Origin of the sequence: Novilysobacter longmucuonensis, from assembly GCF_046600735.1 — a bacterium.
In the GTDB taxonomy this organism is placed as follows: Bacteria; Pseudomonadota; Gammaproteobacteria; order Xanthomonadales; family Xanthomonadaceae; genus Novilysobacter_A; species Novilysobacter_A longmucuonensis.
Genome location: NZ_JBJMAW010000024.1, coordinates 1 through 16,988 on the forward strand (window position 1 = coordinate 1; position 16,988 = coordinate 16,988).

A 16,988-nucleotide genomic window follows, 5' to 3' on the forward strand; every position below is an offset into this window, starting at 1 on the left:
GGTGACGCTGATCAATCCGGTGGCGATGGACGAAGGCCTGCGCTTCGCGATCCGCGAAGGCGGCCGCACCGTCGGCGCCGGCGTGGTGGCGAAGATCATTAAGTAACCGGTAAGTCGCTCGCTGCGCGGGCTGTGAGGAAGGTGAGGAGTCAGTGGCGGTGTTACTGACCCCTTACAGGCGGCGCAGCCGCCACTGACAGCGAGCAAAGCGAGCGATTCACCCAAGTGCGAACGGCGGGCCAGGATTGAGGTCGAATCCGCGGTCCGCCTTCGCCGTCTCAAGGGCCGGAACGGATTTACATACGCCAGTAGCTCAATTGGCAGAGCAGCGGTCTCCAAAACCGCAGGTTGGGGGTTCAAGTCCCTCCTGGCGTGCCATTCACCAAAGCGGGCGTGCAACGAGCCGGATGAACAGCAAGGTCGAACAATCCAAATCCAGCGGTGCTGGCGATATCGTCAAGTACATGCTGGCCGTGGCGCTGGTGGTGGCTGGCGTGTTCGGCTACATCTGGTTCAGCGAATGGCCCGGTGCGCTGCGCGCATTGCTGGTCGCCGGCGGCCTGATTGCCGCGGTGGTGGTGTTCTTCACCAGCGCCAAGGGCGGGCAGACGCTCGAGTTCCTGTCGGAGGCGCGCTTCGAGCTGCGCAAGGTGGTCTGGCCGACGCGCCAGGAGGCCCTGCGCACGACGTGGGTAGTGATGATTGTGGTGGTGGTGATCGCCCTGATTCTGGCCGGCTTCGACACAGTGATCCAGTTCCTGGTCAAGCTACTTTTGGAGCGATGAGAAAATGACGGACGTTGAGCAGGACGGCGTGGAGCAGGCGGACAGCAACAAGCGCTGGTACGTGGTGCACGCCTACTCGGGGTTCGAGAAGTCGGTGGCCCAGGCGCTGCGCGACCGTATCGTCCGGGCCGAAATGCAGGACCGTTTCGGCGAGGTGCTGGTGCCGACCGAGGAAGTGGTGGAGATGCGCTCCGGCCAGAAGCGCCGTTCCGAGCGCAAGTTCTTTCCCGGCTACGTGCTGGTGCAGATCACCACCCACGACGAATCGGGCATCCCGCGCATCGACAGCGAGAGCTGGCACCTGATCAAGGAGACGCCGAAGGTGATGGGCTTCATCGGCGGCACCGCCGCTCGTCCGTTGCCGATCGCCGACCACGAAGCCGCCGCGATCCTCAACCGCGTGCAGGAAGGCGTCGAGAAGCCGCGTCCGAAGGTGCTGTTCGAGGCCGGGCAGATGGTCCGCGTGGTCGACGGGCCGTTCAACGACTTCAACGGCGTGGTCGAGGAAATCAACTACGAGAAGAGCCGCCTGCGCGTCGCAGTGTCGATCTTCGGACGCTCGACCCCGGTCGAGCTGGAATTCGGTCAGGTCGAGAAGGCCTGACCCAGGGCCGGGACCCGGGGCCCGGGACTCGGAAGAGCAACGGCGCAGATCACCGCTTTTGTTTTTCCGAGTCCCGAGTCCCGAGTCCCGAATCGCAGCAACAGGAGGAGCCCCGCAGTCGCGAGACGTGCAGGCGCTAGCACTCCAGGAGAACTGAAATGGCAAAGAAAGTAGTCGGCTACATCAAACTGCAGGTCAAGGCCGGTCAGGCCAATCCCTCGCCTCCGGTGGGTCCTGCCCTCGGTCAGCGCGGCCTGAACATCATGGAGTTCTGCAAGGCCTTCAACGCCGCGACCTCCAAGCTCGAGCCGGGCCTGCCGACGCCGGTGGTCATCACCGCGTATTCCGATCGCACGTTCACCTTCGTCACCAAGAGCACGCCGGCATCGGTGCTGCTCAAGAAGGCGGCCGGCATCACTGCTGGCTCCAAGCGCCCCAACACCGAGAAGGTCGGCAAGGTCACCCGTCAGCAGCTCGAGGACATCGCCAAGGCGAAGGAAGCCGACCTGACCGCGGCCGAGCTGGAAGCGGCGGTGCGTACGATTGCGGGTTCTGCCCGCAGCATGGGTCTGACGGTGGAGGGCTAAGACATGGCGATCAGCAAGCGCGAAAAAGCAATCAAGAACGCCGTGGTCGCGGGCAAGGCCTACGCGTTCGACGAGGCGATCAAGATCATCAAGACCGCGACCAAGGCCAAGTTCGTCGAGTCCGTCGACGTCGCCGTGCGCCTGGGCGTGGATGCCAAGAAGTCCGACCAGCAGGTGCGCGGCTCGACCGTGCTGCCCGGCGGCACCGGCAAGACCGTCCGCGTGGCGGTATTCGCCCCGCCCGGCGCCAAGGCCGACGAGGCCCTGGCCGCCGGCGCCGAGGCGGTCGGCATGGATGACCTGGCCGAGAAGATGCAGGGCGGCGACCTGAACTACGACGTGGTCATCGCCTCGCCGGATGCGATGCGCGTGGTCGGCAAGCTCGGCACGCTGCTCGGTCCGCGCGGCCTGATGCCGAACCCGAAGGTCGGGACGGTCTCGGCGAACCCCGCCGAGGCGGTCAGGAACGCCAAGGGCGGCCAGGTGCGTTACCGCACCGACAAGGCCGGCATCATCCACTGCACCATCGGCAAGGCCAGCTTCGAGGACGCCTCGCTGAAGGGCAATCTGGAGGCGCTGCTGCTGGACCTGGTCAAGGCCAAGCCGGCGACCGCGAAGGGCCAGTATCTGCAGAAGGTGTCGATCAGCTCGACCATGGGCCCCGGCGTGACCGTGGACCAGTCGAGTCTGGCGCTCAAGTAACAAGACAGGAGTGAGTGAAGAGAAGTGAGGAGCGAGAGTTGCTTCTCTCACTTCTCACTCCTAATCACTCTCTCCTCGATTTTTTGAGGGCGTCGCCAAGGGGTTCACTCCCGACGCGATAGCCGTCAAAGACCGCAGGCGCGGTCAGCGCGCACCGACGACGGGCAGGGAGGCTCGTACTGGCAGGGAATCGCCGTCGGCGCAAGCGGGGTCGCTTAATCCAGCCGCACGCAAGTGGGGCCGGGCCTGCGCAGATGGTGCCGCCCTCCCAGGATCAGTTCGCAGGATCTGACTGGAAACGGCCACCACCCGGAGCGTTGTTGTCGACGCTCCCGGCATCGGGCCAACGATGCCGACCGAGGACCGCTGCCGTGCATCTGCACGGGGCGGAATTGAAGTACGGAGGAGTGCAATGGCTTTTACCCTGACCCAGAAGAAGGAAAGCGTTGCCGAACTGGCCGAGGTCGCCGGCAAGGCGCACTCGCTGGTTGCCGCGGAGTATGCGGGTGTCACCGTCAGTCAGATGACCGACATGCGCAAGAAGGCCCGCGAGTCGGGCGTGTTCCTGAAGGTTGCCAAGAACACGCTGGTCTCGCGTGCAGTGGAGAACACCGATTACGCCATCATCAAGGGCAATCTGACCGGTCCGCTGCTGTATGCCTTCTCGCAGGAAGACCCCGGTGCTGCCGGACGTCTGATCAAGGAGTTCGCCAAGTCGAACGACAAGCTGAAACCGCGCCTCGTCTCGCTGGGCGGGCAGATGTACCCGGGCTCCCATGTGGAAGTCCTGGCGTCGCTGCCGACCCGTGATGAAGCGCTGTCGATGTTGCTCAGCGTCATGGCCCAGCCCGCCACCATGCTCGTTCGCTTGCTCAGCGAGCCGGCGTCGCAGATCGCCCGCGTCACCAACGCGGTCGGCCAGCAGCAGGCGGCCTAAGCCCACCAGTTCGGTTTCGGATTTCTCGAAGCCACAGTCGTTTCCAATCTAGTTAATCGAGGTAATTAAAATGTCCCTGTCCAACGAGCAGATCATCGAAGCGATCGCCGGCAAGTCCCTCATGGAGGTGATGGAGCTGGTGAAGGCGATGGAAGAGAAGTTCGGCGTGTCCGCCGCTGCCCCCGTGGCCGCTGCCGGCCCGGCCGCCGCTGCCGCGGCTCCGGTCGAGGAGCAGACCGAGTTCACCGTCTCGCTGAAGTCCGCTGGCGACAAGAAGGTCGAGGTCATCAAGGTCGTCCGCGCCATCACCGGCCTGGGCCTGAAGGAAGCCAAGGACCTCACCGAGGCTGGCGGCGCCGTGAAGGAAGCCGTTTCCAAGGACGACGCCGCGAAGTTCAAGAAGGACCTCGAGGCCGCCGGCGCGACCGTCGAAGTGAAGTAAGCCGTACTTGCGTCGCCGGCTGACATTGGCGACCACCTGAGGCTGGGGGCGAAAGCCCCCGGCCTTTGGCCGTTGTTGCAACAAGCGGTGAGGGAGGTAAGCGCGCGCTTTGCGCGCTGTAGGAGTGGGTACGGGCGAGGGCCCCTGCTGACTGTTTGCAGGCCGCGCGGCGGCCGACTTCCAGCCTCGCGCAGCGAGGCGACTGACCGCACTAAACCGAGTTGGCAGTTGGAAGTAGCGGGAGAGGGCGTGCTGGTGCCGGCAATACCAGCGACTTCCCACTGGCAATTTAATTTCCCCCCAGGGGGTCGAGACAGAGGTCCGTGAACCCGTCCAGCGCCGAGTCGGCCTTTGACGATTCCCGGTTTCCCCGTTCCGATTTCCAGCTTCAAGAGGCGGTAGCTCACCATGACCACAGCTTCCACGAACAATTACTCGTTCACCGAAAAGAAGCGCGTCCGCAAGGATTTCGGCAAGCGCAAGTCGATTCTCGAGGTGCCGTTCCTGCTGGCGATCCAGGTCGACTCCTATCGCGGCTTCCTGCAGGAGCATGTCGCTCCGGCCAAGCGCGAGGACCGTGGCCTGCACGCCGCGCTCAAATCGGTGTTCCCGATTGCAAGCTACAGCGGCAACGCCGCGCTGGAGTACGTCGGCTACAAGCTCGGTGAGCCGGCATTCGACGAGCGCGAGTGCCGCAACCGTGGCCTGAGCTACGGCGCCCCGCTGCGCGTGACCGTGCGCCTGGTGATCTACGACCGCGAGTCCTCGACCAAGGCCATCAAGTACGTGAAGGAGCAGGAGGTCTACATGGGCGAGATCCCGCTCATGACCGGCAACGGCACCTTCATCGTCAACGGCACCGAGCGCGTCATCGTCTCGCAGCTGCACCGCAGCCCGGGCGTGTTCTTCGATCACGACCGCGGCAAGACCCACAGCTCCGGCAAGCTGCTCTACAGCGCCCGCATCATTCCGTATCGCGGCTCGTGGCTGGACTTCGAGTTCGACCCGAAGGATGGCCTGTTCACCCGCATCGACCGCCGCCGCAAGCTGCCGGTGACCGTGCTGCTGCGCGCGCTGGGCTACAACAACGAAGAGATGCTGGCCGAGTTCTTCGAGGTCAACACCTTCCACATCGACCCGACCGAAGGCGTCCAGCTCGAGCTGGTGCCCGAGCGTCTGCGCGGCGAGACCCTGGACTTCGACCTGGCCGATGGCGACAAGGTCATCGTCGAAGCCGGCCGCCGCATCACCGCGCGCCACGTCAAGCAGCTCGAACAGGCCGGAGTCGCCGCGCTTGCGGTGCCCGACAGCTACCTGGTCGGCCGGATCCTGTCGCACGACGTGATCGACACCCAGTCCGGGGAGTTGCTGGCCTCGGCCAACGACGAGATCACCGAGGAGCAGCTCGAGCAGTTCCGCAAGGCGGGGATCGAGGTGGTCGGCACGATCTGGGTCAATGACCTGGACCGCGGTCCGTTCATCTCCAATACCCTGCGCATCGACCCGAGCAAGACCCAGCTCGAGGCGCTGGTGGAGATCTACCGCATGATGCGTCCCGGCGAGCCGCCGACCAAGGACGCCGCGCAGAACCTCTTCCACAACCTGTTCTTCACCTTCGACCGCTACGACCTGTCGGGCGTCGGCCGGATGAAGTTCAACCGCCGCATCGGCCGCAAGGAAATCACCGGCGCCTCGGTGCTGTACGACCGCAAGTACTACGGCGAGCGCAAGGACGAGGAGTCCAAGCGCCTGGTCGGCGAGCAGGGCGACAGCTCCGACATCCTCGACGTGCTCAAGGTGCTGACCGAGATCCGCAACGGTCGCGGCGTGGTCGATGACATCGACCACCTCGGCAACCGCCGCGTGCGTTCGGTCGGCGAAATGGCCGAGAACACCTTCCGCGTCGGCCTGGTCCGGGTCGAGCGCGCGGTGCGCGAGCGCCTTTCGATGGCCGAGTCCGAAGGGCTGACCCCGCAGGAGCTGATCAACGCCAAGCCGGTGGCCGCCGCGATCAAGGAGTTCTTCGGCTCCTCGCAGCTCAGCCAGTTCATGGACCAGAACAACCCGCTGTCGGAAGTCACCCACAAGCGCCGCGTGTCGGCGCTCGGGCCGGGCGGCCTGACCCGCGAACGCGCCGGCTTCGAGGTGCGCGACGTGCACCCGACCCACTACGGCCGGGTCTGCACCATCGAGACGCCGGAAGGCCCGAACATCGGCCTGATCAACTCGTTGGCGGTGTTCGCCCGCACCAACCAGTACGGCTTCCTGGAGACGCCGTACCGCAAGGTGGTGGACGGCAAGGTCACCGACGACGTCGAGTTCCTCTCCGCGATCGAGGAGAACGAGTACGTCATCGCCCAGGCCAACGCCGGGCAGGACGACAAGGGCGGGCTGACCGCGCAGTTCGTGGCCTGCCGCTACCAGGGCGAGTCGCTGCTGAAGCCGCCGAGCGAGATCCACTTCATGGACGTCTCGCCGATGCAGACCGTGTCGGTGGCGGCCGCGCTGGTGCCGTTCCTGGAGCACGACGATGCCAACCGCGCGCTGATGGGCGCAAACATGCAGCGCCAGGCCGTGCCGACGCTGCGCTCGCAGAAGCCGCTGGTCGGTACCGGCATCGAGCGGGCGGTGGCACGCGATTCGGGCGTGACCGTGAACGCGCTGCGTGGCGGCACGATCGAGCAGATCGACGCGGCCCGCATCGTGGTCAAGGTCAACGAGGAGGAGATCGTCGGTGAAGCCGATGCCGGCGTCGACATCTACAGCCTGATCAAGTACACCCGCTCCAACCAGAACACCTGCATCAACCAGACCCCGCTGGTGAAGGTCGGCAACGTGATCGCGCGCGGCGACGTGCTGGCCGACGGTCCTTCGACCGACATCGGTGAGCTCGCGCTGGGCCAGAACATGCTGGTCGCGTTCATGCCGTGGAACGGCTACAACTTCGAGGACTCGATCCTGCTGTCCGAGCGCGTGGTCGAGGAGGACCGCTACACCACGATCCACATCGAGGAGCTGACCGCGGTCGCCCGCGACACCAAGCTGGGGCCGGAGGAGATCTCCGCCGACATCCCCAACGTCTCGGAGAACGCGCTCAACCGGCTCGACGAGTCCGGCGTGGTGTACATCGGTGCGGAAGTCCGCGCCGGCGACATCCTGGTCGGCAAGGTCACGCCCAAGGGCGAGAGCCAGCTGACCCCGGAAGAGAAGCTGCTGCGCGCGATCTTCGGCGAGAAGGCGAGCGATGTGAAGGACAGCTCGCTGCGGGTGCCGCCGGGCATGGACGGCACCATCATCGACGTGCAGGTCTTCACCCGCGACGGCATCGAGAAGGACAAGCGCGCCAAGCAGATCGAGGAATCCGAGATCAAGCGCGTCAAGAAGGACTTCGACGACCAGTTCCGCATCCTGGAGGGCGCGATCTATGCCCGCCTGCGCGGTCAGCTGATCGGCAAGGTCGCCAATGGCGGCCCGGGGCTGAAGAAGGGCGAGACCGTCACCAGCCTGGTGCTGGACGGGCTGAAGAAGTCCGACTGGTTCACTCTGCGCATGAAGGACGAGGACGCGGTCGAGGCCATCGAGCGCGCCCAGAAGCAGATCGAGACGCACGAGAAGGAATTCGAGAAGCGCTTCACCGACAAGCGCAACAAGATCACCCAGGGCGACGACCTTGCCCCGGGCGTGCTGAAGATGGTCAAGGTGTTCCTCGCGGTGAAGCGCCGCATCCAGCCGGGCGACAAGATGGCCGGCCGCCACGGCAACAAGGGCGTGGTCTCCACGATCGTTCCGGTCGAGGACATGCCCTACAGCGCCAGCGGCGAGACCGTCGACATTGTGCTCAACCCGCTGGGCGTGCCATCGCGCATGAACATCGGCCAGATCCTCGAGGTGCATCTGGGCTGGGCCGCCAAAGGACTGGGCCAGAAGATCCAGCGGATGATGGAGGCGCAGGCCAAGGTCACCGAGCTGCGCAAGTTCCTCGACGAGATCTACAACCACGACAACAAGGTCAATGGCGAACGCGTCGACCTCAAGCAGTTCAGCGACGAGGAGCTGCTGACGCTGGCGCGGAACCTGACCGACGGCGTGCCGATGGCGACGCCGGTGTTCGATGGTGCGGCCGAGACCGAGATCAAGCGCATGCTCGAACTGGCCGAACTGCCGACCAGCGGCCAGACCATGCTGCACGACGGTCGTACCGGCGAGGCGTTCGAGCGCCCGGTGACGATCGGCTACATGCACATGCTCAAGCTGAACCACCTGGTCGACGACAAGATGCACGCCCGTTCGACCGGTCCGTACTCGCTCGTCACCCAGCAGCCGCTGGGCGGCAAGGCGCAGTTCGGCGGTCAGCGCTTCGGCGAGATGGAAGTCTGGGCGCTGGAAGCCTACGGCGCGGCCTACACCCTGCAGGAAATGCTGACGGTGAAGTCCGACGACGTGCAGGGCCGCAACCAGATGTACAAGAACATCGTCGACGGCGAGTACGAGATGGTGGCCGGCATGCCGGAGTCCTTCAATGTGCTGGTGAAGGAAATCCGCTCGCTCGCGATCAACATGGAACTCGAAGAGACCAAATGATCGCCGCCTGCTCTCGTACGCGCGCTTGTACGTGCGCTTTGAGGAAAGAGCGCAGCAACGGCACACGCCGCTTGCTGCAGCCTGAGGACCTTCAAGGACGAAGGTCTTCGATACTGGAGAATTCCTGATGAAAGACCTACTCAATCTGTTCAACCAGCAGCGTCCCGTGCTCGACTTCGATGCGATCAAGATCGCGCTGGCGTCGCCGGACCTGATCCGTTCGTGGTCGTTCGGCGAGGTCAAGAAGCCCGAGACCATCAACTACCGCACCTTCAAGCCCGAGCGCGACGGCCTGTTCTGCGCCGCGATCTTCGGGCCGGTCAAGGACTACGAGTGCCTGTGCGGCAAGTACAAGCGCATGAAGCACCGCGGCGTGGTCTGCGAGAAGTGCGGCACCGAGGTAACCCTGGCCAAGGTGCGCCGTGAGCGCATGGGCCACATCGACCTGGCCTCGCCGGTCGCGCACATCTGGTTCCTCAAGTCGCTGCCCTCGCGCATCGGCCTGATGCTGGACATGACGCTGCGCGACATCGAGCGGATCCTGTACTTCGAGGCGTTCGTGGTCACCGAGCCGGGGCTGTCTCCGCTCGAGCGCGGCCAGCTGCTCAACGAAGAGCAGTTCATGCAGGCGCGCCAGGAGCACGGCGACGACTTCGAAGCCGCGATGGGCGCCGAGGCGGTCTACGACCTGCTGCGCACGATCGACTTGCAATCCGAAATGGTGCAGCTGCGCGAGGACATCGCCGCGACCGGTTCGGAAACCAAGCTCAAGCGCCTGACCAAGCGGATCAAGCTGGTCGAGGCGTTCCTCGAGTCGGGCAACCGTCCCGAGTGGATGGTCATGACCGTGCTGCCGGTGCTGCCGCCGGACCTGCGTCCGCTGGTGCCGCTGGACGGTGGCCGCTTCGCGACCTCCGATCTCAACGACCTGTACCGCCGCGTCATCAACCGCAACAACCGCCTGCGTCGCCTGCTCGAACTCAACGCGCCCGAGATCATCGTGCGCAACGAGAAGCGCATGCTGCAGGAATCGGTCGATGCGCTGATGGACAACGGCCGCCGTGGCCGCGCCATCACCGGCACCAACAAGCGCCCGCTCAAGTCGCTGGCCGACATGATCAAGGGCAAGCAGGGCCGCTTCCGCCAGAACCTGCTCGGCAAGCGCGTCGATTACTCCGGCCGTTCGGTCATCGTGGTCGGCCCGTACCTGAAGCTGCACCAGTGCGGCCTGCCCAAGAAGATGGCGCTGGAGCTGTTCAAGCCGTTCATCTTCGCCAAGCTGCAGCGCCGTGGCCTGGCCACCACCATCAAGGCCGCCAAGAAGCTGGTCGAGCGTGAAGAGGCCGAGGTCTGGGACATCCTCGAAGAGGTGATCCGCGAGCACCCGGTGCTGCTCAACCGTGCCCCGACCCTGCATCGCCTCGGCATCCAGGCCTTCGAGCCGGTATTGATCGAGGGCAAGGCCATCCAGCTGCACCCGCTGGTCTGCACCGCGTTCAACGCCGACTTCGACGGCGACCAGATGGCCGTGCACGTGCCGCTCTCGCTGGAAGCCCAGCTGGAAGCGCGCGCGCTGATGATGGCGTCCAACAACATCCTGAGCCCCGCCAACGGCGAGCCGATCATCGTGCCGTCGCAGGACGTTGTGCTCGGCCTGTACTACATGACCCGCGAGCTGGTCGGCAAAAAAGGCGAGGGCATGGCCTTCGCCAATGTCGCCGAGGTCAAGCGCGCCTACGACCACCGGGTGGTCGAGCTGCACGCCAAGTGCAAGGTCCGCCTGACCGAGACGGTGATCGGCGAGGACGGCGAGCGTTCGCAGAAGACCTCCATCGTCGACACCACCGTCGGCCGCGCCCTGCTGCAGGAAATCCTGCCCGAGGGCCTGCCGTACGCGCTGGCCAACGTCGAGCTCAACAAGAAGAACATCAGCCGCCTGATCAACTCCAGCTATCGACTGCTGGGCCTGAAGGACACCGTGGTGTTCGCCGACCAGCTGATGTACACCGGCTTCGCGTTCGCCACGCGCGCCGGCGTTTCCATCGGCATCGACGACATGACCATCCCGGGCGAGAAGAAGGGCATCTTGACCGAGGCCGAGGCCGAGGTGCTGGAGATCCAGCAGCAGTACCAGTCGGGCCTGGTCACCGCCGGTGAGCGCTACAACAAGGTGGTCGACATCTGGTCGCGCACCAACGAACGCGTCGCCAAGGCCATGATGGACGCGATCGGCACCGACACCGTGACCGATGCCGAAGGCAAGCAGGTCGCACAGAAGTCGATGAACTCGATCTACATCATGGCCGACTCCGGCGCGCGTGGTTCGCAGGCGCAGATCCGCCAGCTGGCCGGTATGCGTGGCCTGATGGCCAAGCCGGATGGCTCGATCATCGAGACGCCGATCACCGCGAACTTCCGCGAGGGCCTCAACGTCCTGCAGTACTTCATCTCGACCCACGGCGCGCGCAAGGGCTTGGCCGATACCGCGCTCAAGACCGCCAACTCCGGTTACCTGACCCGTCGCCTGGTTGACGTGGCGCAGGACGTGGTGATCACCGAGACCGACTGCGGCACCCTCGAGGGCCTGACCATGACCCCGATCGTCGAAGGTGGCGACGTGGTCGAGCCCTTGCGCGATCGCGTGCTGGGCCGCGTTGTGGCCGAGGACGTGTTCCTGCCGGGCGACGACGAGGAACCGATCGTGACCCGCAATACGCTGCTCGACGAGCAGTGGGTCGCCAGGCTCGAAGACGCCAGCGTGCAGTCGATCAAGGTCCGCTCGACCATCACCTGCATGTCCTCGTTCGGCGTGTGCGCGTATTGCTACGGCCGTGACCTCGGCCGCGGGCACCTGGTCAACCACGGCGAGGCGGTCGGCGTGGTCGCCGCGCAGTCGATCGGTGAGCCGGGTACGCAGCTGACCATGCGCACCTTCCACATCGGCGGTGCCGCTTCGCGTGCCGCCGCGATCGACAGTGTCACGGTCAAGACCACCGGTTCGGTCAAGTTCAACAACCTCAAGCACGTCTCGCACGCCAACGGCCACCTGGTCGCGGTGTCGCGCTCGGGCGAGTTGTCGGTGCTCGATACCCACGGCCGTGAGCGCGAACGCTACAAGCTGCCGTACGGTTCGACCGTGTCGGTCAAGGATGGCGGCCAGATCAAGGCCGGCCAGCAGATCGCCAACTGGGACCCGCATAACCACCCGATCGTCTCGGAGGTCGCCGGTTTCCTGCGCTTCGTGGATTTCGTCGACGGCGTGACCGTGATCGAGAAGACCGACGAACTGACCGGTCTGGCATCGCGCGAGATCACCGATCCCAAGCGCCGCGGTTCGGCCGCCAAGGACCTGCGCCCGATCGTCCGGATCATCGACGCCAAGGGCAACGACCTCAATATCCCGGGGACCGACCTGCCGGCGCAGTACCAGCTGCCGCCGCGCTCGATCGTCAACCTGCAGGACGGTGCCGCGGTCGGCGTCGGCGACGTGGTCGCCAAGATCCCGCAGGAAGCCTCCAAGACCCGCGACATCACCGGTGGTCTGCCGCGCGTGGCCGATTTGTTCGAGGCGCGCAAGCCGAAGGATCCGGCGGTGCTGGCCGAGCGTTCGGGCATCGTCAGCTTCGGCAAGGACACCAAGGGCAAGCAGCGCCTGATCATCAAGGACGCGTCCGGTGACGAGCACGAGGAGCTGATTCCCAAGTATCGCCAGATCATCGTGTTCGAAGGCGAGCACGTGGAGAAGGGCGAGACCGTGGTGGACGGCGAGCCGACCCCGCAGGACATCCTGCGCCTGCTCGGCGTCGAGCCGCTGGCGGTGTACCTGACCAAGGAAATCCAGGACGTGTACCGTCTCCAGGGCGTCAAGATCAACGACAAGCACATCGAGGTGATCGTTCGCCAGATGCTGCGCAAGGTCGAGGTCACCGACCAGGGCGACAGCAAGTTCCTGCACGGAGAACAGATCGAACGCCAGCGTTTCCTCGAGGAAGCGGCCAAGGTCGCCGGCCGCAACGAGATCGTGCCGAAGTACGACCCCGTGCTGCTGGGCATCACCAAGGCCTCGCTGGCGACCGAGTCGTTCATCTCGGCCGCGTCGTTCCAGGAGACCACCCGCGTGCTGACCGAGGCCGCCGTGCGCGGTACCCGCGATGGCCTGCGTGGGCTCAAGGAGAACGTGATCGTCGGCCGCCTGATCCCGGCCGGCACCGGCCTGACGTACCACAGCCAGCGCCGCAAGAACGCCTCGGGGCTGACCGACTCGGAGATGGAAGCGCTGTCCGCGCCGGTCACCGCCGAGGCGGCCGACGAAACCGTCAGCACCACGGTCGACGCATCCGTCGGCCCGGCGGGCGAGGAGTCCAGCGCTTCGTAGGCTCGCAACACCGGCAACATCGTGACGGCCCTTCGGGGCCGTCCCAGATCACCAAATGAGGCGCAGGGAGCGCCTCGTGTTGGGCCCAGGGCAGGGCGGGATTGGCTGGAAAGCAGCAGTGAGTCGCGCCTGCGGCGCTGTGAGCAAGTGAGGAAGGACAGCCGGACAGGGCTGACCTCTCTCACGGACCGCAACGCGGTCTCTCACAGCCCGCGCAGCGGGCGACTCACCGCTCCAGTCTTGTGCGCGTTGACGACCTCGTTCGGCGCGGGCTATACTTCTCCGTCTCGGTGGGCCGGGTGTATCCGGCTTGCCGTTCGTTTTTTCACGCAAGGCGCCGTTTCCCGCTCCGGGAGGCCGGCACTTACTTCAAAGAGCTCCAGATGGCGACGATCAATCAGCTGGTCCGCAAGCCGCGGCAGGCGACCACGTACAAGAGCACCTCACCGGCGCTCGAGAACTGCCCGCAGCGCCGTGGCGTCTGCACCCGTGTCTACACCACCACGCCGAAGAAGCCGAACTCGGCGATGCGCAAGGTGGCCAAGGTGCGCCTGACCAACGGTTACGAAGTCATTTCGTACATCGGCGGCGAGGGCCACAACCTGCAGGAGCACTCGGTCGTGCTGATCCGCGGCGGTCGCGTCAAGGACCTGCCCGGTGTGCGCTACCACACCGTGCGCGGCTCGCTCGACGCCGCCGGTGTCGCCAAGCGCCGTCAGCGCCGCTCCAAGTACGGTGCCAAGCGTCCGAAGTCTTAATGATTTCGTAGGGTGGGCTTCAGCCCACCGCCGCGAAAGAAAACGGTGGGTTAAAACCCACCCTACAGAGATTGGGTAAACAAACATGTCGCGTAAAGGTTCCACTCCGCAACGTTCGGTACTGCCCGACCCCAAGCACGGCAGCGAGACGATTGCGCGCTTCATCAACATGGTCATGTACAGCGGCAAGAAGTCCGTCGCCGAGAAGATCGTCTATGGCGCGATGGACGTGATCGGCGAAAAGAGCCCGAACGCGCTCGAGGTCGTCGAGAAGGCGCTGGCCAACATCTCGCCGTCGGTCGAGGTCAAGTCGCGCCGTGTCGGTGGCGCCACCTACCAGGTGCCGGTCGAAGTCCGCACCTCGCGCCGCATGGCGCTGGCGATGCGCTGGCTGATCGACGCGGCGCGCAAGCGTGGCGAGAACACCATGCCGCGCAAGCTGGCGGCCGAGCTGATGGATGCCTCGGAGAGCCGTGGCGGCGCGGTCAAGAAGCGTGAAGAAACCCATCGCATGGCGGAAGCGAACAAGGCGTTCGCGCACTACCGCTGGTGATCCCGGTGCCCTGACGCCCAGGCGTCGGGCATCCCGAGCGGCGCATCGCGCGCTGCCGCGCGGCCGCTAGGCCGCCATGCGAACCGGATGCCGCCGTCAGGCGGCGTCTGCCAATTTGCGAGTCCCTCGCAAGAGCCCGCGCATCCAGGCGCGGACTTCTCAAAATCATTACAAGCCGAGGCAGCCCCGTGGCCCGCACTACTCCCATCGATCGTTACCGCAATTTCGGCATCATGGCCCACATCGATGCCGGCAAGACCACCACCTCCGAGCGCATCCTGTTCTACACCGGTGTCAGTCACAAGATCGGCGAAGTGCACGACGGCGCCGCGACGATGGACTGGATGGAGCAGGAGCAGGAGCGCGGCATCACCATCACGTCCGCGGCCACCACCGCGTTCTGGTCGGGCATGGACAAGTCCCTGCCGCAGCACCGCTTCAACATCATCGACACCCCCGGGCACGTCGACTTCACCATCGAAGTGGAGCGTTCGCTGCGCGTGCTCGACGGTGCGGTGTTCGTGTTGTGCGCGGTCGGTGGCGTGCAGCCGCAGTCCGAGACCGTCTGGCGCCAGGCCAACAAGTACGCGGTGCCGCGCCTTGCGTTCGTCAACAAGATGGACCGCACCGGCGCGAACTTCGACAAGGTCGTCGACCAGCTCAAGTCCCGCTTGGGCGCGTATGCCGTGCCGATGCAGGTGCCAATCGGCGCCGAGGACGGGTTCGAGGGCGTCGTCGATCTGATCAAGATGAAGGCGATCCACTGGGATACCGCCTCGCAGGGCACTACGTTCGAGTACCGCGATATTCCTGCGGAGCTCATGGACAAGGCCACCCAGGCCCGCAGCTTCATGGTCGAGGCCGCGGCCGAGGCCACTGAAGAGTTGATGGACAAGTACCTCAACGACGGCGTGCTGTCCGAGGACGAGATCGTGGCCGGCCTGCGCGAGCGCACGCTGAAGGTGGAAGTGATTCCGGTCTTCTGCGGCACCGCGTTCAAGAACAAGGGCGTGCAGGCCATGCTCGACGGCGTGATCCAGCTGCTGCCGTCGCCGGCCGACCGTCCGCCGGTGCCGGGCATCGACGACCACGAGAAGGAAGACAGCCGCAAGGCGCTCGATACCGAGCCGTTTTCCGCCCTCGCGTTCAAGATCATGACCGACCCCTTCGTGGGCTCGCTGACCTTCTTCCGGGTCTATTCGGGCACGCTCAATTCCGGCGATGCGGTCTACAACCCGATCAAGTCGAAGAAGGAGCGCGTAGGCCGCATCCTGCAGATGCACTCCAACAACCGCGAAGAGATCAAGGAAGTGCGCGCCGGCGATATCGCCGCGGCGGTCGGCCTGAAGGACGTGACCACCGGCGACACCCTTTGCGCGCAGGACCACATCATCACGCTGGAGCGGATGATCTTCCCGGAGCCGGTCATCTCGATGGCGGTGGAGCCCAAGACCAAATCCGACCAGGAAAAGATGGGCATGGCGCTGGGCCGTCTGGCGCAGGAGGATCCGTCCTTCCGCGTGCGCACCGACGAAGAGTCCGGCCAGACCATCATCGCCGGCATGGGTGAGCTGCACCTGGACATTCTGGTCGACCGCATGAAGCGCGAGTTCAATGTCGAGGCCAACGTCGGCAAGCCGCAGGTCGCGTATCGCGAAACCATTCGCAAGGCGGTCAAGGCCGAAGGCAAGTTCGTCCGCCAGTCGGGCGGCAAGGGCCAGTTCGGTCACGTGTGGCTTGAGATCGAGCCGCAGGAGCGCGGTCTGGGCTACACCTTCGAGAACGCCATCGTCGGTGGCGTGGTGCCGAAGGAATACATCCCGGCGGTCGACAAGGGCATCCAGGAAGCGGTCGCCAACGGCATCTTTGCCGGCTACCCGATCGTCGACGTCAAGGTGAAGCTGGTCGACGGTTCGTACCATGAAGTCGATTCCTCGGAAATGGCGTTCAAGATCGCCGGCTCGATGGGCTTCAAGGAAGGCTTCCACCGGGCCAGCCCGGTCCTGCTGGAGCCGGTCATGAAGGTCGAGATCGTGTCGCCGGAGGATTACCTCGGTGACGTGATGGGCGACGTCAGCCGTCGCCGCGGCATCCTGCAGGGTCAGGACGACACCCCGTCGGGCAAGATCATCAACGCGATGATCCCGCTGGGCGAGATGTTCGGCTACGCGACCAGCTTGCGCTCGATGTCCCAGGGTCGCGCGACCTTCACGATGGAGTTCGACCACTACGCCGAAGCGCCGGCGAACATCGCCGAATCGGTGATCAAGAAAAACTGATTCAGAACAGTCCGTAAAGAACGCAAAAAAACGCAAAAAAGCTCCATAGATTTTTACTTTGCGGCCTTTGCGCACTTTGCGTCCTTCGCGGACAAAAATGCCCTTCGCAGCTGGCCCTCCCAGCTCGGGGCAAACAACGATCAATCCAGTTCAAAGGTAGAAAATCATGGCAAAGGGTAAGTTCGAGCGCACCAAGCCGCACGTGAACGTAGGCACGATCGGCCACGTCGACCACGGCAAGACCACCTTGACCGCCGCGCTGACCAAGGTGGGCGCGGAGCGTTTCGGTGGCGAGTTCAAGGCCTACGACGCGATCGACGCGGCGCCGGAAGAGAAGGCGCGCGGCATCACGATCTCGACCGCGCACGTGGAATACGAATCGGCC

Annotated in this window: 13 protein-coding genes and 1 tRNA gene; all 14 read left to right on the plus strand. The window is 64.9% G+C overall.

From position 1 onward, the window contains the following. Positions 1-106 (plus strand): EF-Tu C-terminal domain-related protein (locus ACJQWM_RS13875; RefSeq protein WP_484484285.1); only part of this gene is annotated, 106 nt, incomplete at its 5' end. 196 nt (positions 107-302) lie between these two features. Further along, positions 303-378: transfer RNA gene (locus ACJQWM_RS13880), tRNA-Trp, on the plus strand. A 29-nt stretch (positions 379-407) separates the two neighbouring features. Beyond that, a complete protein-coding gene (gene secE / locus ACJQWM_RS13885) occupies positions 408-785 on the plus strand; it encodes a preprotein translocase subunit SecE (RefSeq protein ID WP_332707136.1) in 378 nt (125 codons plus the stop codon). 4 nt (positions 786-789) lie between these two features. Then, complete coding sequence (nusG, locus tag ACJQWM_RS13890) at positions 790-1,389, plus strand: transcription termination/antitermination protein NusG (RefSeq protein ID WP_332707133.1); 600 nt, start codon at positions 790-792, stop codon at positions 1,387-1,389. Between the two features lie 158 nt (positions 1,390-1,547). After that, complete coding sequence (rplK, locus tag ACJQWM_RS13895) at positions 1,548-1,976, plus strand: 50S ribosomal protein L11 (protein ID WP_332707130.1); 429 nt, start codon at positions 1,548-1,550, stop codon at positions 1,974-1,976. A gap of 3 nt (positions 1,977-1,979) precedes the next feature. Then, complete coding sequence (gene rplA, locus ACJQWM_RS13900) at positions 1,980-2,678, plus strand: 50S ribosomal protein L1 (RefSeq protein ID WP_332707127.1); 699 nt, start codon at positions 1,980-1,982, stop codon at positions 2,676-2,678. 412 nt (positions 2,679-3,090) lie between these two features. After that, on the plus strand, positions 3,091-3,615 hold the full coding sequence (rplJ, locus tag ACJQWM_RS13905; RefSeq protein ID WP_332707124.1) for a 50S ribosomal protein L10: 525 nt from the start codon (positions 3,091-3,093) through the stop codon (positions 3,613-3,615). A gap of 70 nt (positions 3,616-3,685) precedes the next feature. Next, positions 3,686-4,057: a 50S ribosomal protein L7/L12 gene (rplL, locus tag ACJQWM_RS13910; RefSeq protein WP_332707121.1), complete on the plus strand. Its 372-nt coding sequence runs from the start codon at positions 3,686-3,688 to the stop codon at positions 4,055-4,057. A gap of 408 nt (positions 4,058-4,465) precedes the next feature. Then, the gene (gene rpoB, locus ACJQWM_RS13915; protein WP_332707118.1) at positions 4,466-8,638 is read left to right on the plus strand and encodes a DNA-directed RNA polymerase subunit beta; all 4,173 of its coding nucleotides are present in this window, start codon (positions 4,466-4,468) and stop codon (positions 8,636-8,638) included. A 127-nt stretch (positions 8,639-8,765) separates the two neighbouring features. Continuing rightward, complete coding sequence (rpoC, locus tag ACJQWM_RS13920) at positions 8,766-13,013, plus strand: DNA-directed RNA polymerase subunit beta' (RefSeq protein WP_332707115.1); 4,248 nt, start codon at positions 8,766-8,768, stop codon at positions 13,011-13,013. A gap of 383 nt (positions 13,014-13,396) precedes the next feature. Continuing rightward, positions 13,397-13,771: a 30S ribosomal protein S12 gene (gene rpsL / locus ACJQWM_RS13925; RefSeq protein WP_332707113.1), complete on the plus strand. Its 375-nt coding sequence runs from the start codon at positions 13,397-13,399 to the stop codon at positions 13,769-13,771. Between the two features lie 85 nt (positions 13,772-13,856). Next, the gene (rpsG, locus tag ACJQWM_RS13930; protein WP_332707110.1) at positions 13,857-14,324 is read left to right on the plus strand and encodes a 30S ribosomal protein S7; all 468 of its coding nucleotides are present in this window, start codon (positions 13,857-13,859) and stop codon (positions 14,322-14,324) included. A 188-nt stretch (positions 14,325-14,512) separates the two neighbouring features. Beyond that, positions 14,513-16,603 (plus strand): elongation factor G, encoded by a 2,091-nt coding sequence (gene fusA / locus ACJQWM_RS13935; protein ID WP_332707107.1) that lies wholly within the window; start codon positions 14,513-14,515, stop codon positions 16,601-16,603. Positions 16,604-16,769: 166 nt separating this feature from the next. Then, the coding region (locus ACJQWM_RS13940) for a GTP-binding protein (protein WP_411306710.1) at positions 16,770-16,988 on the plus strand (219 nt) is incomplete at its 3' end.